General features: G+C 72.7%; 21 protein-coding genes. 11 read left to right on the top strand and 10 right to left on the bottom strand.

All coding sequences use genetic code 11. The annotated features are described in order from the left end of the window. Genes C3486_RS20850 through C3486_RS20835 form a run of 4 tightly spaced genes read right to left on the bottom strand, consistent with a single transcriptional unit; the run spans window position 1 to window position 4592 of the window. Complete coding sequence (locus C3486_RS20850; protein ID WP_103834257.1) at window positions 1–1371, bottom strand: NAD(P)/FAD-dependent oxidoreductase; 1371 nt, start codon at window positions 1369–1371, stop codon at window positions 1–3. Beyond that, window positions 1368–2348, bottom strand: a complete 981-nt coding sequence (locus C3486_RS20845; RefSeq protein WP_103834256.1) for a UbiA family prenyltransferase — start codon at window positions 2346–2348, stop codon at window positions 1368–1370. The genes C3486_RS20850 and C3486_RS20845 overlap by 4 nt, the downstream gene beginning before the upstream one ends. Window positions 2349–2367: 19 nt before the next feature. Further along, window positions 2368–3507, bottom strand: a complete 1140-nt coding sequence (locus tag C3486_RS20840; protein WP_103834255.1) for a DegT/DnrJ/EryC1/StrS aminotransferase family protein — start codon at window positions 3505–3507, stop codon at window positions 2368–2370. Then, complete coding sequence (locus C3486_RS20835) at window positions 3504–4592, bottom strand: DegT/DnrJ/EryC1/StrS aminotransferase family protein (RefSeq protein WP_258052900.1); 1089 nt, start codon at window positions 4590–4592, stop codon at window positions 3504–3506. The genes C3486_RS20840 and C3486_RS20835 overlap by 4 nt, the downstream gene beginning before the upstream one ends. Window positions 4593–4923: 331 nt before the next feature. On the opposite strand from C3486_RS20835, the gene C3486_RS20830 reads away from it, so the two are divergent. The 6 genes from C3486_RS20830 to C3486_RS20805 are packed head-to-tail and all read left to right on the top strand — an operon-like array spanning window position 4924 to window position 10683. Next, window positions 4924–5958, top strand: coding sequence for a hypothetical protein (locus tag C3486_RS20830; RefSeq protein WP_103834253.1), 1035 nt, complete (start codon window positions 4924–4926; stop codon window positions 5956–5958). After that, the gene (locus C3486_RS20825) at window positions 5948–6847 is read left to right on the top strand and encodes a sugar phosphate isomerase/epimerase (RefSeq protein WP_103834252.1); all 900 of its coding nucleotides are present in this window, start codon (window positions 5948–5950) and stop codon (window positions 6845–6847) included. The genes C3486_RS20830 and C3486_RS20825 overlap by 11 nt, the downstream gene beginning before the upstream one ends. Beyond that, window positions 6844–8169, top strand: a complete 1326-nt coding sequence (locus C3486_RS20820) for a M20/M25/M40 family metallo-hydrolase (RefSeq protein WP_103834251.1) — start codon at window positions 6844–6846, stop codon at window positions 8167–8169. The genes C3486_RS20825 and C3486_RS20820 overlap by 4 nt, the downstream gene beginning before the upstream one ends. Further along, complete coding sequence (locus C3486_RS20815; protein ID WP_103834250.1) at window positions 8166–9290, top strand: Ldh family oxidoreductase; 1125 nt, start codon at window positions 8166–8168, stop codon at window positions 9288–9290. Before C3486_RS20820 ends, C3486_RS20815 begins: the two co-directional genes overlap by 4 nt. Beyond that, window positions 9287–10258 (top strand): Gfo/Idh/MocA family protein, encoded by a 972-nt coding sequence (locus tag C3486_RS20810; RefSeq protein ID WP_103834249.1) that lies wholly within the window; start codon window positions 9287–9289, stop codon window positions 10256–10258. Before C3486_RS20815 ends, C3486_RS20810 begins: the two co-directional genes overlap by 4 nt. After that, entirely contained in the window at window positions 10255–10683 is a 429-nt protein-coding gene (locus tag C3486_RS20805; protein ID WP_103834248.1) for a DUF6917 domain-containing protein, read from the top strand. Before C3486_RS20810 ends, C3486_RS20805 begins: the two co-directional genes overlap by 4 nt. 77 nt (window positions 10684–10760) lie before the next feature. Here the strand turns inward: C3486_RS20805 and C3486_RS20800 are convergent, their stop codons facing one another. The 3 genes from C3486_RS20800 to C3486_RS20790 all read right to left on the bottom strand — a co-directional run bounded on the left by C3486_RS20800 (window position 10761) and on the right by C3486_RS20790 (window position 13050). Next, window positions 10761–11294, bottom strand: coding sequence for an EF-hand domain-containing protein (locus C3486_RS20800; RefSeq protein ID WP_103834247.1), 534 nt, complete (start codon window positions 11292–11294; stop codon window positions 10761–10763). 151 nt (window positions 11295–11445) lie between these two features. Then, window positions 11446–12705 (bottom strand): nucleotide sugar dehydrogenase, encoded by a 1260-nt coding sequence (locus tag C3486_RS20795; RefSeq protein WP_103834246.1) that lies wholly within the window; start codon window positions 12703–12705, stop codon window positions 11446–11448. A gap of 36 nt (window positions 12706–12741) precedes the next feature. After that, entirely contained in the window at window positions 12742–13050 is a 309-nt protein-coding gene (locus C3486_RS20790; RefSeq protein WP_181138626.1) for a hypothetical protein, read from the bottom strand. A 166-nt stretch (window positions 13051–13216) separates the two neighbouring features. Here C3486_RS20790 and aac(3) point away from each other — a divergent pair, with 166 nt between their 5' ends. Then, window positions 13217–14080, top strand: a complete 864-nt coding sequence (aac(3), locus tag C3486_RS20785; protein WP_181138625.1) for an aminoglycoside 3-N-acetyltransferase — start codon at window positions 13217–13219, stop codon at window positions 14078–14080. A 13-nt stretch (window positions 14081–14093) separates the two neighbouring features. On the opposite strand, the gene C3486_RS20780 is transcribed toward aac(3), so the two are convergent. From C3486_RS20780 to C3486_RS20770, 3 genes are all read right to left on the bottom strand, one after another. Continuing rightward, window positions 14094–14459, bottom strand: coding sequence for a hypothetical protein (locus tag C3486_RS20780; RefSeq protein WP_103834245.1), 366 nt, complete (start codon window positions 14457–14459; stop codon window positions 14094–14096). Further along, complete coding sequence (gene ctaD / locus C3486_RS20775) at window positions 14459–16153, bottom strand: cytochrome c oxidase subunit I (RefSeq protein WP_103834276.1); 1695 nt, start codon at window positions 16151–16153, stop codon at window positions 14459–14461. Before ctaD ends, C3486_RS20780 begins: the two co-directional genes overlap by 1 nt. 139 nt (window positions 16154–16292) lie before the next feature. Beyond that, the gene (locus tag C3486_RS20770; protein WP_103834244.1) at window positions 16293–17006 is read right to left on the bottom strand and encodes a GAF and ANTAR domain-containing protein; all 714 of its coding nucleotides are present in this window, start codon (window positions 17004–17006) and stop codon (window positions 16293–16295) included. 644 nt (window positions 17007–17650) lie between these two features. Between C3486_RS20770 and C3486_RS20765 the strand changes: the two genes are divergently transcribed. The 4 genes from C3486_RS20765 (at window position 17651) to C3486_RS20750 (ending at window position 21364) form a co-directional block, all read left to right on the top strand. Further along, window positions 17651–18484, top strand: a complete 834-nt coding sequence (locus C3486_RS20765; RefSeq protein ID WP_103834243.1) for a PIG-L family deacetylase — start codon at window positions 17651–17653, stop codon at window positions 18482–18484. 435 nt (window positions 18485–18919) lie between these two features. Next, on the top strand, window positions 18920–19450 hold the full coding sequence (locus tag C3486_RS20760) for a hypothetical protein (protein ID WP_258052899.1): 531 nt from the start codon (window positions 18920–18922) through the stop codon (window positions 19448–19450). A gap of 82 nt (window positions 19451–19532) precedes the next feature. Further along, window positions 19533–20027, top strand: coding sequence for a hypothetical protein (locus tag C3486_RS20755; RefSeq protein ID WP_258052898.1), 495 nt, complete (start codon window positions 19533–19535; stop codon window positions 20025–20027). Window positions 20028–20185: 158 nt separating this feature from the next. Then, the gene (locus C3486_RS20750) at window positions 20186–21364 is read left to right on the top strand and encodes a MalY/PatB family protein (protein ID WP_103834242.1); all 1179 of its coding nucleotides are present in this window, start codon (window positions 20186–20188) and stop codon (window positions 21362–21364) included. Window positions 21365–21390: the final 26 nt, after the last annotated feature.

Below are 21390 nucleotides of genomic sequence, written 5' to 3'. Positions count from 1 at the left end.
TCATGCGGTTTCACGCGTCGCCTTCCGGTCGGTCGGGGCAGGGGGACGGGGGCCGCGCAGCCGGCAGAGGACGCGCGAGGCGGCCAGCGCGCCCGCCCGCACGGCGCCCTCGGAGGACGGCCGCAGCATCACCCAGTCGCCGGCGTACTCCACGGGCCCGGTGGCGCGGGCCATGAAGCGCGCGCGGCGGCCCAGTGCCGCGGGGGTGGCCTCCGGCAGGCCGTGCCGGAAGGCGTGCACGAAGTGGCGTACGCCGGCCTCCGCCAGGCCCGGTACGTACCGCCGGGCCGCCGCGGTGAGGCGGGCGACCACCTCCCGGTGCGGCGCGGTGAGCAGCTCCGGGACGGTGCGGGCGTCCGCCATGAGGGTCAGCAGCCCCTTGCCCGCAGGGGCCCGCGCCGGGTGCTTGACGTGGTCCGCGATGACACCGGCGAGGGCGTCGTCCTCCGCGTCCGGTGTGAGCAGGAGGTACAGCGGCCGGCCCGCCGCCGGGCCGAGCGGCCGGTCCAGCAGGCAGCTGACCTTCAGGGCCGGGGTGAAGGTGCACGCCGACAGGAAGGCGGCCGCGTCCGGGGACGGGTTGGCGTGCAGCCGGGCCGCGACGGGCGCGGGCACGCACAGCACCGCCGCGCGTGCGGTCACGACCTCGCCGCCGATGCGCAGCCCCGCCGAGTCCTTGTCGGTGACGACCTCGTGCACCTCGCTCCCGGTCACCACGTCCAGCCCGGCGGCCAGTTCCTGGGCGAGCCGGTCCATGCCGTCCGCGTACGTACGCCAGTGCGCGGGCGGACCCACCTCCCGCAGCAGGCTCAGCATCGGGGCCGCCGCGGAACGCGCGGTGTCCCAGCCGAAGAAGCAGCCCGCGACCGGCTGGAGGAGGTAGTCGTGCAGATCGGGGTGGTAGCGCCCGGCCACCTCGCGGACGGTGGCGGTGCCCAGCGGGGTCCGCTCCGGATGGTCGGTGTCGAACTCCCCGGCGTGCCGCGTGAGGTGGCCGAGCAGCCGGGCCAGGTCGAGGCGGGCGCGCGGGCCGAGCCCGGCGCCGGTGAGCACGGCCGAGCGCTCCGCCAGTCCCGGCCGGGCCCGGCCGCCGCGCCACACGGCCAGCCGGCCGCCGAGCTGCGGCAGGTCACCGGGCGGCACGCCCAGGCGCCGGATCAGCTCCCAGGTGGCGCGGTAGCCGTGCCGGGAGATCTGCTCGGCGCCCTCGTCCACGGTGTAGCCGTCGTGCCGGAAGCTGTGCATCCGGCCGCCGACGTGCTGCTGCGCCTCGTACACCCGGACCGTGAGCCCGGCCCGGCGCAGCTCGTGCGCGGTGGTCAGACCGGCCATCCCGGCGCCGACCACGGCCACGTCCAGGTCGGGGCTCACCCGACGGCCCCCGTACCGACCAGGACGTTCGCTGCCACCAGGAGCACGACGCTCGTCCGGTGCACCGCGAACCCGGTCTTCCGGGCGCGCATGATGTCGCCGCGCACGAAGCCCGTGACGAACTGCTTCGTCCGCAGGGCCGTCGCCGGCAGCATCAGCAGCACGAACCACCACGGTGCGATGCCGGTGGCCGAGGCGACGGCGCCGAGCAGGAACTCGGCGGCCGACAGGCAGCCGATGAACACCGCGTTGCCGCGCTCGGACACCAGGGCCGCCACGGTCGGCCGGCCCACGGCACGGTCGCCCGCGACGTCGTTGGTGTTGGAGTACACCCCGAACATCAGCGGGCCGAACCCGAAGAGCACGCCCTGGACGAGGAGGAACCCCGAGAAGGTGCCCACGGCGAGGCCGTACGGCGCCAGCACCAGCACCACGCCCAGCCAGACGAGGAAGACCTCCTGGAAGCCGTGGTAGCTGAGCCGGACGCCGTAGGAGTACTGCAGGGACACCACGAACAGGGCCGCGGTGAGCAGCACCGCCCACAGCGGACGGTGCGGCGCGACGGCCACGGCGCCGGCCCACAACAGTGCGCCCGCCACCGCCGTCACCCAGGCGAACGTCATCGCCTGACGCTCCGTCAACGTCCCGGCCACCAGCGGCTTGCGCAGCTTGTTGCGCAAGGGGTTGTCCGGCCCGTAGTTGGCGGTGTCACTGCCGTCCCGGAAGCCGGTCACATCGTCCAGCGCGACCATCGCCATGATCACGAAGACCTGGCCCAGCAGGAACAGCACGAGCATCGCGGCGAGCGCCGGGCCCGGCCGCGGGCCCGGCAGCAGCACGGCGGCCAGCACCACCAGGATGCTCAAGTAGTAGTCGTAGACGTCGAGTTTGCCCAGCCGGGCGTAGCTCCGGAGCCGGGGCTCCGCCCGGCCGGCGGCGGCCGTACGCAGGCCGGCCCGGAAATCGTGAGAGGCCATCCGCTTCTGCTCCTTCGGCTCAGTGGGCGGCGAACGCGCACACGGCGTCGGCGACGTACTCGACGTCCGCGTCGGTCAGCCGGTGGTGCACGGGCAGGGAGAGGGCGCGCCGGGCGGCCCGTTCCGCGTGCGGCCAGCGGTCCCCGGGCGCGGCGAACACCGCGAACGCGGGGTGCTGCGGCAGTGGCAGGGGGTAGTACGCATGGCAGTCCACGCCCTGCTCCTGCAGGTGCGCGGCCAGCTCCCGCCGCCGGTCCGCGAGCACCGTGTAGACGTAGTAGCAGCGGCCGTCCGTACCGGCGGGCGGCGGGACGATCCCCCGCTCGGCCAGCGGCGCGAACCGCTCGGTGTAGTACGCGGCGATGGCGGCGCGCCGCTCCAGCCGCTGCGGCAGCCCGCCGAAGCGGTGCACCTGGAAGGCCGCCTGGATCTCGTCGAACCTGCTGTTCCGCCCGATGACGTGGTGCAGGAACCGGTTGCTGCCGTCCTGCCCGTGGTTGCGCAGCATCCGCACCCGCTCGCCGAGCGCGGCGTCCCGGGTGACCACCACACCGCCCTCGCCGGGCATCCCGAAGGACTTCACCTGGACGAACGAGAACACCCCGGCCTCGCCCCACAGTCCGGCGGGCGTGCCGTCGAGCACCGCGCCCTGCGCGACCGCCGAGTCCTCGACCAGCCGCACCCCGTGCCGCCGCGCGAGGCCGGCGAAGCGCGGCATGTCGGCCATGACGGAGAACATGTGGGCGGGCATCAGCGCCTTGGTGCGCCCGGTGATCCGCCGCTCCGCATCGCCGGGGTCGGCGACCATGGTGTGCGGATCGATGTCGGCGAAGACCGGGGTGGCGCCGAGCTGGACGACGGAGGACGCGAGCGGGGCGCAGCCGAAGGCCGGTACCACCACCTCGTCGCCCGGTCCCACGTCCACCGCGGTGAGCGCCAGGTCCAGCGCCGAGGTCCCGCTGGCGCACGCGACCACGTCGGCGGCGCCGAGCGCTTCCCGGAGCAGCCCCTCGAACCGGCGGGTGTGCTCGCCGAGGATGAAGCGCTGCTCCGGCGACAGGCCGAGCTCGAGGAGGAGGTCGAGCAGCACCGTCCGGTCGGCCTCGAACAGATCCGGCGGGAAGAACGGAATACGCTCCGTACGCGCCGGGGCAGTCATTGTGTCCTCCCGCTGTAGAAGGCGCGAATCGCCTCGCAGACCCGGTCCAGCTGCTGCTCGGAAAGGTCCGGGTGGAATGGCAGCGCCACCGCGTACCGGCTCGCGGCCTCCGCATTCGGGAAGTCCCCCGGGGAATGTCCCGAACCGGCGAAACAGGGCTGAAGGTGCAGTGGCGTCGGGTAATAGACTTCGGTACCGATGCCATGCAGGGCGAGATGCCGGACCAGTTCGTCCCGGCGCTCGGCCTCGACCAGGTAGACATAGAAGACGGCCGCCGAGCCGGGTCCGCGGTCGACCACTTCGGGCAGCCGGCGGATGCCGGGAATTTCCCGGAGCCTTTCACCGTAGGCCGCGGCCAGTTCCGCACGGCGGCGGATGCCGTCGTCCAGTACGGTCAGTTTGGCCCGCAGGACGGCCGCCTGGACGTCGTCCATCTTGCTGTTCACGCCCGGCAGTGCGCTCCGGGTGGAGATCGCGGAGAAGTCGCCGAGGGTGCGGCCGAGCCGGCCGTGGTGGCGCAGCCCGGAGACCAGCTCCGCCGTCCCGGGATCGTCGGTGAGCACGGCGCCGGCGTCGCCGAGGGCGCCGAGCGTCTTGCTCGGGAAGAACGACAGCACCCCGCCGGCGCCGTGCAGGCCCGCGTGCACCCCGCGCTGCCGCATGCCGATCGCCTCGGCGCTGTCCTCCACCAGCACCAGCCCGTGACGTGCGGCGACGGCGTTCAGCGCGGCCATGTCGGCCATCTGGTGAAAGAGGTGGGCGGGCATCACGAAGCGGCTGTCCGGCGTCACCGCGGCGGCCAGCGCCGCCGGGTCCATGGCGTAACTGACCGGATCGATGTCGACGAACTGCGGCCGGCCGCCCGCCAGGACGACGGAGGTGGCGGTGGCCGCGAAGGAGTACGCCGGGACCAGGACGCCGTCGCCGGGACGGAGGCCGCAGGCGCGCAGCAGGAGCACCAGCGCGTCCGTCCCGCTGTTCACTCCGATCACATGACGGGCCCCCGTGAACTCCGCCAACTCCTTTTCCAGCGCTGCCACCTGGTGGCCGTGGGAGAATTTCCCGTTGTCGAAGACCTCGTTCACGCGGCGTTCGATCAATGGCCACAGCCGGGCGAAAGTCGCCGCCTGTGAGAAGAATGGGACTGTATGACAATGCACTTGAGAGGTCGCCGCGTCGGCATGTGCCGTACCGTGGCGATCCATGTCGAGAGAAACCTCGACCACCCCCTGGGACGCATTCGGCGGTTTCCCGCGGGATGAGGCTCCCCAGTTCACTGCATCCGACACTTATCCCCTGGCATATTCACACTTTGCGGTAAGTCCTCTTCATATTTCTTGACTCGTCTTATGGCGGCACGCAGCATTCGCTTGTCCGATGAACGGCGCGCACGCCGCGCACCGCTTTTGGAGGAAGATGCTGCAGCCCCTCGTGATCGGGCTGGGCCGTTCCGGAGCCGGACTCCACGCGAAGGCCCTCGCCCGCCTGGCCGCCTTACCCGAAGGCCCGCTGTCCCTCGCCCCGTTGGTGGCCTGCGACCCGCGCGCCGGCACCGGCGACGGCCTGGCCGGGGTGACCGTCACCCGCTCGCTCGCCGAAGCCGCCCGGCTGGTCTCCCCGCCGGACACCGTCGTCCACGTCTGCACACCACCGGACGCACGCGCCCCCGTCCTCACCGAACTCACCGCACTCGGCTTCCGCCGCTTCCTCGTCGAGAAGCCGCTCGCGGCCGACCGCGCCGGGCTCGACGACATCGTCCGGCTGCGCGCCCACCACGACCTCGACCTGGTCGTCGTGAGCCACTGGCTGGCCGCAGAGCTCACCGGCCGGCTCCGCAGCCTCGTACGGGAACGCCCGCTCGGCGCCCTGCGCCACCTCGCCTTCGCGCAGCACAAGCCCCGCTTCCTGCGGTCGCTCACCGCGCCGGGCCATCCGACCGCCTTCGACGTCGAGCTGCCGCACTCCCTCGGCGTCGCCCTCGACCTGGCCGGGCCCGCGCACCTGGTCGACGCGCAACTCGACGACCTGCGCTGCGAGGACGGCGCACGCCCCTTCATGGGCCGCGCCCGGCTCACCCTCCGGCACCGCTCCGGCGTACGCACCGAGATCGACTCCGACCTCGCCTCGCCCGTACGGCAGCGCAGCGTCACCCTGCGCTTCGAGCGCGGCACCGTCACCGGCCACTACCCCCTCAGCGAGCACGACGACCACGCACAGCTCGTCCTCCCGGACGACCCCCACAGCCCCCGCGTCTTCCGCGACGACGCGCTCACGGCCTTCCTGCTCCGCACCTACCAGGACTTCGCAGCGGGCCGGCGGAACGACTCGACCGTGCCCTACGACGTGGTCCGCCTGCTGTGCGCGGCCAAGGAGCACTGCGGCGCCGCGCCGCGCACCCCAGCGGGAGAGATCCCGGACGCCCCGACCACGGAGGAGCAGCATGTGCGCTGAACCCCCCTTCCCCCCGCACCGGCTCGCCGGCATCGGCGACGAGGCGGCCCGCGGCCTCGACGGACAGCTCGCGGCCCTCAACCGGCTGGGCTGGGGCGCGCTGGAGCTGCGCACCGTCGACGGCGTGGCCGTGGCCGACCTCGACGCCGACGCGTTCCGCGCCGTCGCCGTCCGCATCCGCGACGCCGGGCTCGACGTGGTCTGCCTCGCCTCCCGGATCGGCAACTGGGCACGCCCCGTCACCGCGCCCTTCGGCACCGACCTCGCCGAACTCGACGCGCTGGCCCGGCAGTGCGAGGCGCTGGACTGCCGGTACGTACGGATCATGTCCTACCCCAACGACCACCTCACCGAGCCCGAGTGGGCCGCGCGCGCCATCGACCGCGTCGGCCGCCTCGCCGACCGGGCCGCCCGCGCCGGACTCACCCTGCTGCACGAGAACTGCGCGGGCTGGGCCGGCGACCGCGCCGACCGCATGCTGCGCCTGGTGCGGGAGGTCGACAGCCCCGCGCTGCGCCTCCTCTTCGACACGGGGAACGGCGTCCCGTACGGCTACGACGCCTTCGGCACGCTGGAGAAGGTGCTGCCGCACGTCGCCCACGTGCACGTCAAGGACGCCGTACGCACACCGGACGGCACGGTGGCATACACCCTGCCCGGCGACGGACGGGCCCGCGTCGCCGACTGCCTGCGGCTGCTGCTGGAGACCGGCTACACCGGCACCCTCTCCCTCGAACCGCACCTCGCCGTCCGGCCCCACGAAGGGCTGTCCGCCACGGACGACTCTGCCGACCTCTTCGTCGCCGCCGGGCGCCGCCTGGAACGCGTACTGGCCCGGCTGGCCCCGTACGCGAGACCGGCCGCCGTCCCCGAAGGAGCCCGCGAATGACCGGCCGCACCCTGCTCGGGCCCGCCGACCACGACCTGCTCCAGCGGCTGCTGCGCATCCCGACCGCCGGGCCGCTGGAGGCCGGGCCCGGCGACCCACCCGCACGGCTCTGGGAAGCGCAGCGCGCGTACGCGCGTGCAGCGCGGGAGCTGGGCATGCGGGCGGTGCACCACGCGGCGCCGCCAGCGGACTGCCTCGGCCGCCCGGACGTGCCCGCCGCCGTACGCCGGGCCGCGGCCCGCGACCCCGGCTTCCGCACCGCGCAGCCGAGCCTCGTCCTGCGGCTGGGGCCCGCGCTGCCGCCCGCGGCGACCGTGATGTGCAACGTCCACCTCGACACGGTCGCCGGACAGGAGCCGGTCACCTTCGACGGCCGCCGCTTCACCGGCCGCGGCGCCGTGGACGCCAAGGGCCCCGCGGTGGCCCTGCTGGCCGGCGTGCGCGCCGCCGCAGCGGCCGAGGCCGCGCTCGGCCGCGACACCGCCGTCCTCGTCCAGGCGGTCGCGGGGGAGGAGGGCGGCGCGCTGGGCACGTACGGCACCCGCCCCCTCATCGACGCCGGGTATTACGGCCGCCTCAACCTCTTCTGCGAACCGACCGGACTGCGGTACCTCCCACGGGCCACCGCCGCCATGACGGCACGGATCACCGTCGACGGCGACGGCGCGGTCGACGACCGCCCGGACGCCGGGCACAACGCCACGGTCCTCCTGGGCTTCCTGGCCCAGCACCTGGCCACGGCCCTCGACGGCGCACTGCCCGACGGCCGGGTCTGCGTCGCCGGACTGCACACCGGCGACCGGCACAACCGCGTCTACGGCAGCGGGCACCTGCTCCTCAACCTCTCCTACGCCCGCACCGCCGACGGCGCGGCGCTGGAGCGCGCGGTGGCCGAGGCCGTCGGCACCGGCCTCCGGGCCTTCGCCGAACGCTTCGGCGCCACCCGGGAGTTCGCCCGCACGGCCGCCGACGCGCCCCGGATCACCCGGCTGGACTGGGAGAAACGCGGCCTGCCGGGCCTGGACGACCACGACCCCTGGGCCGAAGCGCTCCTCGCGGACGCCGGCGTGCCCCGATGGCCCGCCGGGGAACCGGCCTTCACCTGCGACGCCCTCTGGATGGCCGGCCGGCCAGGCGCCGCCACCGTGGTCCTCGGCCCCGGCACCCTCGACGCCAACCACGCCCACGCACAGGGCGAGTTCATCGACCTCGCCGACCTCGAAGCGTTCGCCGCCACGGTGCGCGACGTGCTCACCGCCTTCGCCCGGCGCACCGCCCCGCCCGCCGGCCGCCCCACGGCCCAGCAAGGGAGCCCCGTATGACCCTGCCCCCACAGCCACACACCCAGCGGCCGCCGGTAACGGTCGGCCACGACGTCCTGCACTCCGCCGTCACCGCCTTCTTCGCCTCCTACGGCATCCCGCAGCCGCGCGCCCGCACCGCCGCCACCGCCCTCTGCCACGGCGACCTCACCGGGCTCGACTCCCACGGCGTCTTCAACCTCGGCCGGCTCTACCGCCCCCTCCTGGAGAGCGGCAGGGCCGACCCGAGCGCCGAGCCCGCCGCGGTCACCGACCTCGGCGCCTGCGTCGTCCTGGACTCCCGCCGCGCGCTCGGCCTGTGGGCCGCGGCCGAGGCCATGGACCTCGCCGTCGACCGGGCCCGCCTGTACGGCATCGGCCTGGTCTCCGTACGGGGCGCCACCCACTTCGGCTGCGCCGGCTTCCACACCGCACGCGCCGCCGACCGCGGCATGATCGGCGTACTCGCGGGCAACTGCGGCGGGCAGCGCATCGCCCGGCCGCCGGACGGCGCCCTCGCCATGCTCGGCACCAACCCGCTGAGCGTCGCCGCGCCCGCCCTCGACGGCCACCCCTTCGTCCTCGACATGAGCACCACGGTCGTGCCCACCGGCCGCATCCGCACCGCGGCCGGCCGCGGCACGCCCGTACCGGAGGGCTGGCTGGTGGACGCGGCCGGCGCACCCTGCACCGACCCCCGCGCCTTCGACCGGGGCGAGGCGTACCTGCGCTGGCTCGGCGGCGCGCCGGAGACCGGTGCGTACAAGGGCTTCGGACTCGGGCTGGTCGTGGAGGTGCTGTCGGCGCTGCTGCCCGGAGCGGCCGTCGGCCCGGCCCCCGAGGCGCTCCAGGGGGACGGCCGGCCGCACGGCAGCGACGACGACATCGGCTGCTTCGTCCTCGCCGTCGCGCCGGAAAAGCTGCGGCCCGACGGGGACTTCGCCGGTGCGGCCCGCGCGCTGTTCGGCACCCTGCTGGCCTGCCCGCCGCTGCACGAGGACCGCCCCGTGCGCTATCCGGGCTGGTGGGAGGCCGAACAGGCGTTGAGGCGGCGCCGCGAGGGCATTCCGCTCCCGGCCCCTCTGCACGACGAGCTGGTCGCCCTCGGCGTCCTCGCCCCGGTCGGCGGAGCGGTCCGGTGACGCCCCGCCGCGTCGGCGTGATCGGCCTCGGCGCCATCTCCCGGTACTACCTCGCCGCGATCGGCCGGCTGCCCGGCTGGGAACTGGCGGCGGTGTGCGACGCCCGGCAGGAAGCGCTGGCCCCGCACCGCGGCCGCGTGCCCTGCCACTCCGAGCACCGCGCCCTGCTGGCGCAGCCGGGGCTGGATGCCGTGGTCGTCGCCGTGCCGAACCACGCGCACGCCGCGATCTGCGGGGACGCGCTGGCGGCCGGCCTCCCGGTCTGCGTCGAGAAGCCGCTCGCCCTGCACCCCGCTGAGGGACGGGAGCTGACCGCGCTGGCCCGTGCCCGGGCGACCCCGCTCTTCACCGCGTTCCACCGGCGCTACAACGACGGCGTACGGCGGCTCCGGCACGACCTGGCCGCCGCCCGGGCGCCGGTCGCCGCCGTACGGGTCCGCTACCTCGAACGCATCGAGGAGCACATCGCGGGCGACACCTGGTACCTCGACCCGCGGCGCTGCGGCGGCGGCTGCGTCGCCGACAACGGCCCCAACGCCTTCGACCTCGTACGGCTGTTGCTCGGTGACGTCGAGGTCGGCGGTGCGGAGATCACCCGGGACGCGCGGGGCACCGACCGGCAGGCGGTCATCGGCCTGCGGGCCGCCGGCGGGGCCACCGCCACGGTCGAACTGGACTGGTCGTACCCCGGCGAGACCAAGGACATCGAGGTACGGCTGGCGGACGGCACCGTGCACCGCGCCGACATGCTGGCCGGGCACCCGGGCTTCAAGGCGTCGCTCTGGCACGAGTACGCGGGCATCCTCGACGCCTTCGCCGCGGCCCGGCCGGGGGAAGCGGGCACCGACGACGGGCTCGCCGCGCTGGACCTGGTGGCGGCGAGCTACCGCGCGGAACAGGCGGCGACGGCAGAGACGGAACAGGCAGCGACGGAACGGGCAGCGACGACAGAGGGGGGACGACGATGACCGGCCGCACACCGCAGAAGGACGGCGCCAAGCGCTCCGTACGCGGGGACCTGGTCAAGGTGCTGCTGCACCGCCGGACGGACCGCGGCATGACACTGGAACCGCACGCGAGCCGCTGCGTGCGCCGCGGCGAGGTGCACGAACTGGTCACCACCGACCAGCGGGACACCCTCCTCGGCTCCCGCATCGACCGGGTCGGCTTCCTCGGCTTCGCGGAGCTGGCCAATGCCGGGGTGATCGACCGCGGGGACGACTTCTGGGTCGACGGGCTGCGCATCGGCACGGTCGTCGGCTTCGACGCCTGCCACTTCCCCAACCACTACAACATCCTCATCGGCACCCGCCGGCTCGTCACCGGCGCCGACCTGGAGCTGTGCCCGGAACTCCCGGTGGCCTTCACCCGGGCAGGGACAGCGGAACCCTGACCGGCCCGGAGCACGCGGCGCGGCCGGCGGCCCCCTCGGGGACCGCCGGCCGCGCCCTTGCGGGTCGGTGTCCGGCGTCAGCCGAGCAGCTCGACGTCCAGCCGGCCGAAGTGGTACTCGCGCACCGCCGCCAGCAGTTCGTCGACCGACAGCTCGCCGTTGTCGTCGCTGTCGACCTTGCGGAACGCCTCCTGGGCGGCCGAGCGGTCCACGCCGATGCCGGCCAGCCATGCCTCGAACTCACCGGCGTTGATCTGTCCGTCGGCGTTCTTGTCGCAGAGGCCGACGATGCCCTTGACCACCGGGCCGAGCGCGCGGTTGAAGTCGGCCTCGCCGCCCTCGAAGATCAGGTTCTGAGTGACGCTCAGGAACTGGTCCCTGGAGAGCGGGCCGTTCGACGGCGCGCCGGCCGCCTGCGTGAGGTGGTCGAAGAGGTTGCGGAAGCCTTCGCGCAGCGCCTTCGCCTCCTTGGAGCGGGCGTCGGCCCCGAAGTTCTGCGCGATCTTCGCGGCCTCCTGCTCGAAGTCGCTCCATTCGAGGATTCCGTTGCCGTCCGAGTCCCACTTGTCGAAGCGCTTCTGCAGCCGGTCGTTCGCGACGGGAGCAGTCATGGTGTGTTCTTCCTTCCGTTGTTCTTCCTGGATTTCCACGGCACCCGGCCCGTTCGTCGGTGTGCCGTCCCGCTCGGCCCTCCTTCCCCGAAGGCCGGCAAGTTTTTCGAGAGCTCCGCGGAATGCGCCCGGTGGCCGGGCCGTATTCCGTTCAGAGCAGGGTGACCCGGGGCCCGGAGGCCTTTCCGCGGGTGTCCAGCAGAGCGCATTCCGCGCGGGTCACCGTCGTCGTGTCGTAACAGGAGTGGTCCTGGAGGAGAATTGCCAGGTCCGCCTTTGCCAGGGCGGCCGGCAGGGATTTCTCGCGAGGCAGCGGCACCCCGTCCACGGTGAATTCCGGGACGTGCGGATCGTGATAGCGGACCGTCGCCCCCCGGTCGCGGAGCCCGCTTGCCACCGGCCCGGCCGGCGATTCCCTGGCGTCCGCCACATCGGGTTTGTAGGCCACGCCGAGCAGGACCACGGTCGCCGTCTCCGGCGGCCTGCCCAGCTCGTCGAGGATGCCGACGGCCCGGCCGACGACGTGCTCCGGCATCCGCGCCACCACCTCGTGGGCGGCGGCCAGCATCCGGAACGAGAAGCCCTCGGCCTCGGCACGCGCCGCGAGGTAGCGCGGGTCGACGGGTATGCAGTGCCCGCCCACCCCCGCTCCGGGCCGGAACGGCGCGAACCCGAAGGGCTTGGTCCCGGCGCAGTGCAGCACGTCCCACACGTCGATGCCGGTGCGGTCGCAGTACAGCGCCACCTCGTCGACCAGCGCGATGTTGACGTACCGGTAGGCGTTCTCCAGCAGCTTGGCCATCTCGGCCTCCCGGGTGCCGCGCGACACCACCAGCGTCCGCACGAACCGGCCGTAGAAGGCCACCGCGTGCTTGGCGCACAGCGGAGTGCAGCCGCTGACCACCTTCGGGGTGTTGTGCAGCCCGAAGTGCCGGTTGCCCGGGTCGATGCGCTCGGGCGAGTACGCGAGGTGGAAGTCGGCCCCGGCGCGCAGCCCGCTGCCGCCCTCCAGGATCGGCCGGACGACCTCCTCCGTGGTGCCCGGATGGCTCGTGGACTCCAGGACCACGAGCATGCCGGGCCGCAGGCAGCGGGCCACGGTCCGGGACGCGTCGCGCACCGCTGAGAGGTCCGGGGTGCCGCCCGCGCCCAGGCCCGTGGGCACGCAGATCACGACCGTGTCGGCGCTGCCGGGCGCCGTCGCGTCGGACGTGGCGCGGAAGCCCGCGGCGCGCATGGCGGCGACGTCCCCGTCGCCGACCCCGCCGACGTGCGAGCGCCCCCTGTTGAGACCGGCCACCACGGCGTCCGAGACGTCGTACCCCACGGTGGTCAGCCCCGCGGCGCACGCCGCCCGCGCGAGCGGCAGCCCGACGTGCCCCAGCCCGATCACGGCGAGATCGGCAGTCATGCAGAACCCCCCTTCCTGTGGCGGTTCATGACGGGATCAGGCGGAGAAACTTCCGGTACCGGCCGCGAGATGGGAGCCGTGACCCGGCTGTACGGTGAAACTCGGCGTCATGCAGAACGGGTCCCCGTACACCTGCACGGGCCGGTCCAGCTGATTCACCAGCACATGGGAGCCGATCGGGAGTTTGTAGCAGCCCTGCGGATTCTCGTACGTGGTCAGCGGCTGGAGTTCGGTTTCGAAGACGATGACTTCACCACCATCGGCGGCGGCCGCCGGCACGGCGGTCACGGCCGACGTGAGGAATGCCGCGGCGAGGAGGGCGAAAACGGGACCGGTACGGCGCATATGACGTTCCTTTCTCGGAGTACAAGCACCGCACGAATGCTGCCCCTGGACCGGCCCGCTAAATATTCACCCGTCAAGGTGCACCCGAACCAGCGACAATATGCAGATCCGGTCACACGAGGCGATCGTATGACCGGAGTTCTGCCGGGCCGATATATTCGCGGTCATGGACGAACTGGCCCTGCTCGCACGCTCCGACGGACCGGTCACCCGCTCCCGCCTCCGCCACGACCTCACCGCGCTCGGCCTCGCCGACGGCGACGTCGTCATGTTCCACACCCGGCTGTCCGCCCTCGGTTACGTCGCGGGCGGCCCGGCCACGGTCATCGGCGCCCTGCAGGACGTGGTGGGGGAGCGCGGCACCCTCATGGTCACCTGCGGCTGGAACGACGCCCCGCCCTACGACTTCACCGGCTGGCCGCAGCCCTGGCAGGACGCGCTGCGCGCCGAACACCCCGCGTACGACCCGGACGTCAGCGAGGCGGACCACGCCAACGGCCGGCTGCCCGAGGCGCTGCGCCGGCTGCCGGGGGCCGTCCGCAGCCGGCATCCCGACGCCGGCTTCGCGGCCCTCGGCGCGGCCGCCGAGGAGCTGATGGCCGACCACCCGTGGGACGACCCGCACGGCCCCGGCAGTCCGCTGGCGCGGCTGGTCGCGCGGGGCGGCCGGGTCCTCCTCCTCGGCGCGCCGCTGGACTCCCTCACCCTGCTGCACCACGCCGAGGCGCTCGCCGACGCGCCGGGCAAGCGGTACGTGACGTACGAGCAGCCGGTCATGGCGGACGGCGAGCGGGTGTGGCGGCGCTTCCACGACATCGACTCGCAGGAGGGTGCCTTCGACTACTCGGGCGTGGTCCCCGAGGGGCAGTGGCCCTTCGAGGTCATCGCGCGGGACATGCTCGCCGCCGGCCTCGGCCGGCGCGGCACCGTCGGCGCGGCCGAGAGCCACCTCTTCGAGGCCGGCGAGGTGGTCCGCTTCGGTGTCGGCTGGATGGAGAAGAACCTGGGCGGCGCCGCACCGGCCCCCTGAGCGGGGCCCGCGCTCACCAGCCGTCGGCCGGCAGGCCCGCCAGGACGCCGAGCAGCGCGCACACGGAGAGCGCGGCCGCCACCGCCCCGCACACCAGGCGGTGCCGCAGCTCCCGGTACCGGGCTGTGTACTCCTCCCGGAGTTCGCCGCTCCGGTCGCGGACCCGCTCGAAGTAGCGGCGGGTGACGGCCACCCGGTCCGCCGTGTAGTGGCGGATCACTTCTTCGCGCTGGGCGGTGGTCAGCCAGGGCAGTCGGTCGGCGAACGCCACGGCGTCGGCACGGGCCCGCTCGGCCTCCGCCCAGCACAGCAGGTAGCCCTCCAGCCGGTCCAGGCCGGCCTCGGCCGCGGGGCCGTCCGGGCCGTGCTGCGGACTCATCAGCGCTCCCCGTCGCGGAGCGGGGTGCCGGCGTCCTCGTCGATCATGTCCCGGCGGCCGGTGGCCTCCGCCTGGTCGAGCGCGGCGACATGGGGATGGTGCAGGTCGAAGGCGGGGGACTCGGACCGGACCCGGGGCAGGGTGCAGAAGTTGTGCCGGGGCGGCGGGCAGGAGGTCGCCCACTCCAGCGAACGGCCGTAGCCCCAGGGGTCGTCGACCGTGATGCGCGGCGCGTACTTGGCGGTCTTCCAGACGTTGTAGAGGAACGGCAGCGTGGAGATGCCCAGCAGCAGCGCGCCGATGGAGGAGACGGTGTTGAGTGCGGTGAAGCCGTCGGCCGCGAGGTAGTCGGCGTAGCGGCGCGGCATGCCCTCGGCGCCCAGCCAGTGCTGCACGAGGAACGTGGTGTGGAAGCCCACGAAGAGCGTCCAGAAGTGGATCTTGCCGAGCCGTTCGTCCAGCATCGTGCCGGTGAACTTCGGCCACCAGTAGTGGAATCCGCCGAACATCGCGAAGACGACCGTGCCGAACACCACGTAGTGGAAGTGCGCGACCACGAAGTAGCTGTCGCTCACGTGGAAGTCCATCGGGGGAGAGGCGAGGATGACGCCGGTCAGCCCGCCGAAGAGGAACGTGACGAGGAAGCCCAGCGACCAGAGCATCGGCGTCTCGATGGACAGCGACCCGCGCCACATCGTGCCGATCCAGTTGAAGAACTTCACCCCGGTCGGCACCGCGATCAGGAACGACATGAACGAGAAGAACGGCAGCAGCACGGCCCCGGTGACGAACATGTGGTGCGCCCACACGGTGATCGACAGACCGGTGATGGAGATGGTCGCCGCGACCAGGCCGATGTACCCGAAGATGGGCTTGCGGGCGAAGACCGGGATGATCTCGCTGATCACGCCGAAGAACGGCAGCGCGATGATGTAGACCTCCGGGTGCCCGAAGAACCAGAACAGGTGCTGGTACAGCAGGGCGCCGCCGTTGGCCGGGTCGTAGATGTGCGCACCGAACTTCCGGTCGGCGGCCAGCGCGAGCAGCGTGGCGGCGAGCACGGGGAAGGCCATCAGCACGAGCACGCTGGTCAGCAGCACGTTCCAGGTGAAGATCGGCATCCGGAACATCGTCATGCCGGGCATCCGCATGCAGATGATCGTGGTGATGAAGTTGACGGCACCGAGGATGGTGCCGAAGCCGGAGAGCGCCAGGCCCATCACCCACATGTCCCCGCCGACCCCGGGCGTCCGGGTCGCGTCGGACAGCGGGGTGTAGGCGAACCAGCCGAAGTCGGCGGCCCCGTTGGGCGTCAGGAACGACCCGACGGCGACCAGGGACCCGAAGAGGAAGAGCCAGTAGGACAGCATGTTCAGCCGCGGGAAGGCGACGTCCGGCGAGCCGATCTGCAACGGCATGATGGCGTTGGCGAAGCCGGAGAAGAGCGGGGTGGCGAACATCAGCATCATGATGGTGCCGTGCATGGTGAACGCCTGGTTGAACTGCTCGTTGGAGAGGATCTGCAGCCCCGGGCGCGCCAGTTCCGCGCGCATCGAGAGCGCCAGCAGCCCACCGATCATGAAGAAGACGAACGCCGTCACCATGTAGAGCGAGCCGATCTTCTTGTGGTCCGTGGTGGTCAGCCACGTCACCATGACGGCCCCTCGCGTACGGCGGGGATGTTCCCGGACCATCACCCGGTCCGCCTGCTCCGTCCGCGCCACCACGACGCCACTCCCTTCCGCTGCCCGTTCGGTACAGGGCCGGTATAAGGCATCCGGCGGAGGCGGCCGGGCCATTGGGCCGTCCGTGGGAGAAGCGGCAGGCGCCCCGTCATGGCTCGGGCATCAGCGCCCGTTCGACCACGTCACGGGCCACGTCCCGCAGCCGCCGCCCGTGCCGGCGGGCGTGCCCGCGCATCGCCTCGAACGCCTCCTCCAGGCTCGACCCCGTGCGGTGGGCGAGGAAGCCCTTGGCCTGCTCGATGACGACGCGGCTCTGCAACGCGGTCCGCAGCTGGTCATTGATCCTGCGGTAGGCGTCCAGGGCGTCCTGCCGGCACAGCGTCACGGCCACCACACGGGCCATGGCCTGCCCCAGCCGTACCTCCGTCTCGGGCACCGGCACGGAACCGGCGCTCAGCAGCAGCACCGACCCGTCGGCCTGCCCCCGCCGCGCCAGCGGCACGGCGCCGGCGAAGCGGTACCCGGCGGCGCGGGCCTGCTCGGTGAAGCGGGGCCAGCGCACGGCGGTGCCCGTGAGGTCGACGGGGGCGACCGGCGCCGCGGTACGGTAGCTCTCCCGCGCCGGGCCCTCCAGCGGCGCCGCGTCCAGCAGCCCGGCGAGGGCCGGGTCGGCCTCGCTCGCGGCGACCGCCCGGAGCCGCTCGCCGGGCGGCGCGCACAGGACGACGGCGGCCGACACGTCCAGCAACTGGACGCAGCGGCCGGCGAACCGCTCCAGATACCCGTCGAGATCGAAGGACTTGCCTGGACAGAAGCCGGCGAGCTCGACGAAGACATCGGCCAGCAGCTGTTCGCGTCCCATGATCATCCTTACGGCCGTGAAGAGAAGAGGGGAACGGACGTCCGGCCGGCGGGACGGTGGGGTACGCGGTGAAGCCGCCTACGCCGCCTCCGGCAGTGCCGCGCACCGTGCGGACGCGCGGCACCCTGTCAGCATCGCGTACCCGTCCTCGGCCATGACTATGACTCGGACACGTACGCCGTCCCCGGCAGCGGTCCGCTCCCGGACCCGGACCAGCCGCATTGCCTCCGGAGCATGCCTCCGGTGCCATGCACACGTCGTATTCGACGGCCCGGCGGCCCGCGAAGATGGCTCGGACAGTCCTGGTGGCCCTTGCGGTCAGGACTCGAACTGCGTTCCCAGGAGTGCTTCATCTCCAACGGCCGCCGGGAACCGCCGGTGCTGCTCGGAGCCGCGGCAGCAATGGCGCGGACCCCGGAAACCCGACCAGCGACGCCGTCCAAGAGGCAGCATTTCCGCGGTCGGGGCCGCGTCGGGAACAACTGATCCGGTCGGCGCGGTTGCATCGACCGAGGGGCCGGCGCTGCACGGGCGGGGAACGCGGAGACCACTACGCAGTCCACCACACCAGAATCCGGGCCCCCGGGTCGCGGTACGCCCGCCGCGCACCCGGACAAAGACGACTTCTGCAGGAGGACTGTTCCGTGACTGACCGGCCTTTGACGCTCATGGCAGTGCACGCCCACCCCGACGACGAGGCCACCAGTACCGGAGGAATTCTCGCGCGGTACGCGGCGGAAGGCATCCGCACGGTTCTCGTGACGTGTACCGACGGCGGTTGCGGTGACGGACCGGGAGGCGTCAAGCCGGGCGACCCCGGCCACGATCCGGCAGCCGTCGCCTCGATGCGCCGCCAGGAACTTCAGGCCAGCTGTGAGGCCCTGAAGATCAGCGATCTGGAAATGCTGGACTACGCCGACTCCGGAATGATGGGCTGGCCGAGCAATGACGCCCCCGAATCCTTCTGGCAGACCCCCGTGGAGAAAGGCGCCGCCCGCCTCGCGGAACTCATGCGGCACTACCGGCCCGATGTGGTCGTCACCTACGACGAGAACGGCTTCTACGGCCACCCCGACCACATCCAGGCCCACCGCATCACGATGGCGGCGCTGGAGATGACCGAGCTGACGCCGAAGGTCTACTGGACGACGATGCCCCGCTCGGGAATGCAGCGGTTCGGCGAGATCCTGCGCGAGTTCCATCCCGACATGCCGGAGCCGGACCCCGCCGAGACCGCCGCGATGGCCGAGCTCGGCCTCCCCGACGACGAAATCACCACGTGGGTGGACACCACCGCATTCAGCGGCCAGAAATTCGATGCGCTGGCCGCACACGCCAGCCAGGGCGAGAACATCTTCTTCCTCAAGATGGGCAAGGAGCGGTTCGGTGAATTGATGGGTATGGAGACGTTCCTGCGCGTCAAGGACACCACCGGCGCGCCCGTCCCCGAGAACGACCTCTTCGCCGGACTGCGCTGACCCGCCCGGTCGGCAGGCGACCGCCGGGCCTTGAAGTGGGGCACCCCGTCACGTTCCCGCCGTGACGGGGTGCGTCGCGCAGCGGGCTCCTCTGCCCTCGCGCCCCCTGCAGAAAAGCGGCGCGCAATTTTCCGCATCGCGCAACCATGAGGGCCTCTCCGGCATCTTCTCCACAGCGCAATTCAATTCATGCAATCTTGAACTACATTCCTCCGGGTGTGCGCCGACGGTCGGCGCACACCCGTTTTGGATCATGCGAAGGATTGCGTTAACGTCTTCGCGTCGCCCGGCCTGACCTGCCGAAACGGGAGGGAAGGTGCTGGGGCGGAAGTAAGAAGACCAGGGGGAAGAAGAAAAAAGCGGGGGCCGTTCAGTTTCCACGCCAAGCGGCGCACCCGTATGCCTTCTTCCCCCTGCCCTGCAAGGAAAGTGTACGTGAAGCACAATCACCTCCGTATAGCCGCTGCCACCGCTCTGGCCGCCGTCGCCGTCGGCGTCGCCGCCCCCGCCGCGAGCGCCGTCGAGGCACACCGCGAGCGGGCGGTCGCGGGGCAGGCGGCAGAGGCGCTGCAGCCGACCGCCGAGGACGTCCGCGACCTCATCTCCCGCATGCGCGCCGACGGCGCCGACGCCGATCGGATCAGGGAGTTCGAGCAGTACGCCCGGCAGCTGGAGAACCCCGCTGCTCACCAGCGCGTGAAGCGTGCCCTGGGCATGGGCACCATCGTGCGCAAGCTGATCGTCGCCGGCCTGCGCCACGGCGGCAGCTGGGCAGGCAAGATCGTCGGCAAGGTCAGTAAGAAGAGCGGCGCCTTCCTCTCCCGCAACGGCAACAAGATCGCCGACGCGATCGAGGATGTCGAGGGGTGGAGCGAGACCGCGCTGGCCGTTGCCATGGTCAAGGCGGGTGTCCCCACCGACGTCGCCCACGACATCGCCAAGGCGATCATGATGGTCGCCCTCTGAGGCACCGACCAGCGGGCGGCGCCCCGGCAATTCCCTCGGGGCGCCGCCCGCACCACCACGCCGGCGCAGCAAAGGAGGCACAGTGCAGGACCATCACAAGGACGAGGAAGAACCCACCTGGGCTTCCCTTTCCCCCCGCGACAAACTACTCGCCGCCTTCGGCATGACCGGCCTCGGGCTCGGCGTCGTGGCCCTGGTGGCCTTCGTCGTGCTGCTGGGCGTCTTCCTCGTCGCGCTGCTCTCCCGCAACCTCATCGAAGCCGAGGGGATCGCCCCGCTGTTCTGGGGCGCTCTGCTGTGCCTGCCCTGCGGACTCCTGGTCGGCGTCTTCGCCTACCCCCTGCGGCTCGCCGTGCGCCTCCTTCCGCTCTCTGCGGCGACCGGACGAGCCGCGGAGATGGGCTTGTCAGCGGCGACGACGTTCTTCGCCGTACTGCTCGTCGAGTCCGTCACGCCCGGTCTGCGCGTGCACCACCCCTGGCTCCCCGCCCTGCTGGCCACACTCGTGGTGGCCCTGGCCAACGTACTCATCAGGCGCCACGAACGCCGCAAGGAGCAACGGGGCGAGCCAACGTAGCCGGAACGTCGCCGCACGCGGCACCGGGCAAGCGAGCACCAGGCAAGCGAGCACCATGGCCCGCGTCGCAACCGGGCGGCCGTGCCGCGGGCGCGTAATGACCGGGGGCCCGTCCCGCCCCATGGGGAAAACGGCGCGTGCGGCCTATCTTGAGGCCCATGGACATCATCCCGCGCGAGACATCCGCCGAAGCGAACCCGCTGTGCCGTCTCACGCTCGACGAGCTGCGGCGCCGCACCAGCATGAAGTGGCGCACGTACCCGGAGGACGTCCTGCCGCTGTGGGTGGCGGAGATGGACGTGCCGCTGGCCGAACCGGTCGTGCGCGCCGTCACCGACGCGCTCGCGCGCGGCGACACCGGCTACCCGGTGGGCACCGCGTACGCCGAGGCGCTCGCCGGCTTCGCACACGAGCGGTGGGGGTGGGACGGGCTCGCCGTGGAGCGCACGTCGGTGGTGCCCGACGTGATGCTCGGCGTGGTGGAGATGCTGAAGCTGACCACGGGCCCGGGTGACGCGGTGGTGGTCAACTGCCCCGTGTACCCGCCCTTCTACCAGTTCGTGGGCAACGCGGACCGCAAGATCGTGGAGGCCTCGCTCGGCCCCGGCCACCGCATCGACCTCGCGGCGCTGGAGAACGCCTTCCGGTCCGCCGTCGCGGGCGGACGCCGCGCCGCCTACCTGCTGTGCAGCCCGCACAACCCGACCGGCACGCTGCACACGGCGGCGGAGCTGGCGGCCGTCGCCGAGCTGGCCGCCCGGTACGGCGTCCGGGTCGTCGCGGACGAGATTCATGCCCCCGTCGTGGCCACGGGCGCCGCCTTCGTGCCGTACCTGAGCGTGCCGGGCGCCGACGGCGGGCTGTCCCTGATGTCCGCCTCCAAGGGCTGGAACCTCGCCGGGCTCAAGGCCGCGCTCGCCATCGCGGGCCCGGCCGCCGCCGACGACCTCGCGCGCCTCCCCGAGGAGGTCGGCCACGGCCCCAGCCACCTGGGCGTACTGGCCCACACCGCGGCGCTCCGGGACGGCCGCGGCTGGCTGGACGCCCTGCTCGCCGGGCTGGACGAGAACCGCCGGCTGCTCGCCGACCTGCTGGCGGCGCACCTGCCGGAAGTGCGGTACACGCCGGCCGAGGCCACGTACCTGGCCTGGCTGGACTGCCGCGGCCTGGGCCTGGGCGACGACCCGGCAGCGGTCTTCCTGGAGCGCGGCCGGGTCGCCCTGAGCCCCGGCCCGGACTTCGGCACCGGCGGCGCGGGGCACGCCCGGCTCAACCTCGCCACCTCGCCCGAGGCACTGACGGAAGCGGTACGGAGAATGGCCGCCGCCGTGGGATGACCGCACAGTCCGCGCGCCGCCGGGCC

The organism is Streptomyces sp. Ru73, from assembly GCF_002920575.1.
In the GTDB taxonomy this organism is placed as follows: domain Bacteria; phylum Actinomycetota; class Actinomycetes; order Streptomycetales; family Streptomycetaceae; genus Streptomyces.
Note: the sequence above shows the minus strand (reverse complement) of the source record. Positions and strands in the feature narration are given on the sequence as shown.